We start from the raw sequence: 3,664 nt of genomic DNA on the forward strand, positions 1-3,664 counted from the left end.
GTGCGGTTAGACCGTCAGGTTGGCTTAACTAAACGCCAGGACAAAATCCGCGAACTGCAAGCCGAATGCGACAGCCTCTTGCCGTAGGCTGGGTCAAGCCTGCGCGACCCAACCCCCTCATTCGATAACTAGACTCTGCTTGTTGGGTTACGCTTTGCTCTACCCAACCTACATCTGCCACACCAATGTCCCATCCTGCCGCACCACCTCCAACGGCAACCCCTCCGTAAACCGTACCAGCGCCTCCCGCCAGAGCCTCATCTCTCCCACCGCATCCTCGCTAGTGAGCGACTTCAACAACAGCAACGCCACCAGAATATAATCTCGCGGTTCCCGACAGCCCAACCCCTGATCCTGTAACAAGCCTGCCAGGGGCAGCGCCAGATCCAGAAGCTCCCCCTCCTGAAGCGTCATTAACCAGGGCTGAATCTGAGCTAGTACCTGCGTCCCAGGAGTCATGGTGTCGCTCAGCGCCAGCGCAAACTCTGAGGTCGCGGATTCAGATTTCAGCAACAGGGCTAAAGCCGTCGTCTGAATCACAGCGCTAAACAACTCCCAAGCACTCATAGTACTGGCAGGGTTTTCCCATAGAGCCATTGCCTGTGCCACCAAGGGTTTATACACAGCAAAAGCACCCGAATTAAACAGTGATATGGGTTCATTCCAGCGATCTGTGCGCAACACCAAGGGCATATAGGGGTCACTCTTTGACTGGGCAATCATCGATTCCGCAAAACACCAGCCCCGACTGAGATAGCCATCCCCCTCCTTCCGCAACACCAACGTGCTCACCTGTGGCGATAAAATCATCTCGCCAATGCCCTGCAACGTTTGGGCAAACTCCTGCTCCTCAGCAGATGTTCTTGGATCTTGGGGTAAGCAAGAGTAGTCATACCAGAACCCAATCACATCCGGGCTGCCGCGCCCATTGCTCCAGATCTCGTCTGCATCCGGGATCGATTCTGCCGCTGCTAGACTGCGAAAAACCAGATGGGCTGCCTGCAACGTGCCCTGCTGATTGAGAGAAGGCAGGCGAGCCAGCCGCGCTCTCGTCGCCTCAATCCCCACCCGCTCATCCGAAATTACCTCAGCCACCTCGACCATCTGTTGCACCAGTTTTTGCAAGGTTGCCAACTGTGAACCTGTTGGATCAGGATCGGTTTGGCTGCCCCACCGATGGGAGACAAACACCACATGCCAGAGGTGTTCCATTGATGTCCAGGTATTGGCAGGCAACGACTGACAGCGATCGAGTTTCGACAGACCTAGAAGTGTGCGACCACTAATAAATTGGTAGTGCTGAAACACAGACTGTTCCTTCAAAACCAACGACACCTCTTCAATCAACGATTCATCTGGTGACGCTGGAGATCACGTAACAGGTGAGCAATCTCACCGAAGAGCGCACGAAAATCATTCGACTTTTGGGCTTTCCTTACTGTCGGTACTACCTCCTCAATTAATTCCTGTCAACCTGCGGCATATCGGATTAAAGGGCTTTAACGTATTCTTCAATCGCTTTGGCAATGTCTGTCCAAGCTTGGTCGCGATCGCCATTTGCTTCATTAAAAGTAATCAAGGCTTTGCCATCGCGGGGGAGGGCTTGCAGATCTTTGAGGACAGGTTCACTGCTCCACAAACATGGACGAACAATGATGGGAATGATACCCATGCCGCCTGCTTGGCGACGTTCCAAAAAACGGGGCATTTCTTCCTCATAAATGAAGCCTGAATTGATAAAGTCGTCACTTACCAGTAGTAAGGCTAAGTGACAGGTATTGATCGCCTGCTGAATGGCGGGATACCATTCTTCACCCGGTTCAATCAAGCGATCATTCCAGGTATCAATCACTCCACGTCGCTTCAGCCCGCCTAGCATTCTTAACAACTTATCTTTATGCGGCTCATCGGCACGAGCATAGCTGATAAAAATTTTGGGCGGTTTCATTGTTGGTGTGAGGTCTGGGGCAAATTGACTCAGGTTCTTTTCCCATTGCCGATGTAGAGTTTCACGCAACGGCGCAAAACCTGCATGGTCAAAGGGGATGGCGTATAGGTTCAACACCAAATCGAATAAGCTCACTGGATAGTGGGAGGGATTGCAAAAGTCGCCAGGTTTGCACCCACGCAAATCATGAGGAGCTGCTGATGTGGTTTCGCTTTCTAGAACAAGAGAAATTAGGCGCTTCTGGTTGACTAAGCGTGACTGAATTAGGGGGCGATCATCTTTCAGTGCTGCCGTAGATTGTTGCCATGCCTTCTGATAGGCAGGGGTATCCAGCACCAATACATAATCGTCAGGTTGAACCTGCGCCGCATCGCTCACTAAGTAAATGCCTGCATCCCGCAAATCATGCTGGAGGGTTTTCGCCCAGCTTTCTTGGTCTGGCACATAGCTCAGGTAGCAGCGGGGAGAAGCCCACTGACGACGGTAGCCTTTTACATTAGAAAGGTGTGTTTCATAGGTGTTACGCAGGCGGGCGATCTCTTCTTCTCGTTGTAGCCAGCTAGAGGCGCTGGTGCCAATGCTGGATGATTGCAAGCTAGGAAGATCTACTTTGCTGCCACACTCTTCACAGAAGGCAAAGGTCTTGCCCTCTCGGCTGCGTTTGGTAATAATGGCACGCTCCAAGCGATGATGGTTCTCACAGAGAACGGGTGGAAAGCGGGTGACTTCGACCTCGCGTTGATAAAGGAACTGTTCAAACAGGGTTTGAAAAGCGGTGCGTCCGCTGGCGGGCATCTGATTATCGTAGTAGAGCACCAGTTCAATCTCGCCTTCGCGGTCTGCAAGCATGCGAAAGCCGCAGATTTGTCCGGACTCCATTTCGTACTGCGCCTGGTTTTGCCAGTGATGGATCCGGACAAAGGAGGGCGTGTAGCCGAGCAGGACCACCAGCGTGGCGTAGATGTTTTCGACTCGACCGCGCACGATATAGGAAATATCGTCGCTGAAGGGTGTGTCGTCTTGTAGGGGACGCTTTTGCTTAATCAGTGCCGGAAAGATCAGCAGGGTGTTGGTGTCCAGGGTTTCGCGGAAGCAAATGCTGTGATTGAGAAAGCGCACCACAGCAGCATCCAGCAAAAGCTGCTGTTCGGATAACTCTAGACCCTTGAGTTCATCAAAGGCGTAGTTGCCTTTTAGCAGTTCCGCTTCATTGATGGCTCCCAGTTCGCGAGGGTGTTTGTCTGCCTGGAGGACGATCGATGCTGCCAGACCCACCAGCAACTCGGGATTAAGCAAGATGGCTCGCTCACCCGCAGAACTCCGCAAGATGCATACATAGCCATGATTTTCCAGATGCCCCACGGCGGTCATCATTTCGGCATCGGTGAACGTCCAGCCCTGATCGGTTTCCGAAACCTCCGAGGTCTCAAGTAACGTACGTAACTCCGCTGGACTGACTAACACATTTTTGCGATCGGGCTGTTCCTTGAGTGCTAGCACGTAGTCCTTGATGCGCTTAAAGGTGACAGTGGTAACGGTGGTAGCCATCTCATCCCAAGGGATTTGGGCTTTGAGACGCTCTAACAGTTCTGGTAGTCCCTCACCCGTCATAGCACTGGTGCTGATGTAGCCGCCGCTGATACCGTAGCGCTGGCAGAACTGCTCCAGGTCTTGCTGAGAAAGGGCAGGCGCACCGCGATCCACCCGTGCTCCAAC

The 3,664-nt window shown here is 52.7% G+C and carries 2 protein-coding genes; both read right to left on the reverse strand.

Annotated elements, in window-relative coordinates:
* Nucleotides 1-168: 168 nt before the first annotated feature.
* Entirely contained in the window at nucleotides 169-1,308 is a 1,140-nt protein-coding gene (locus ACR6Z4_RS32040) for a hypothetical protein (RefSeq protein ID WP_479721371.1), read from the reverse strand.
* 181 nt (nucleotides 1,309-1,489) lie between these two features.
* Nucleotides 1,490-3,664 (reverse strand): toll/interleukin-1 receptor domain-containing protein (locus tag ACR6Z4_RS32045; RefSeq protein WP_479721372.1); only part of this gene is annotated, 2,175 nt, incomplete at its 5' end.

The sequence above is a fragment of the Calyptranema fuscum S582 genome, from assembly GCF_055793305.1.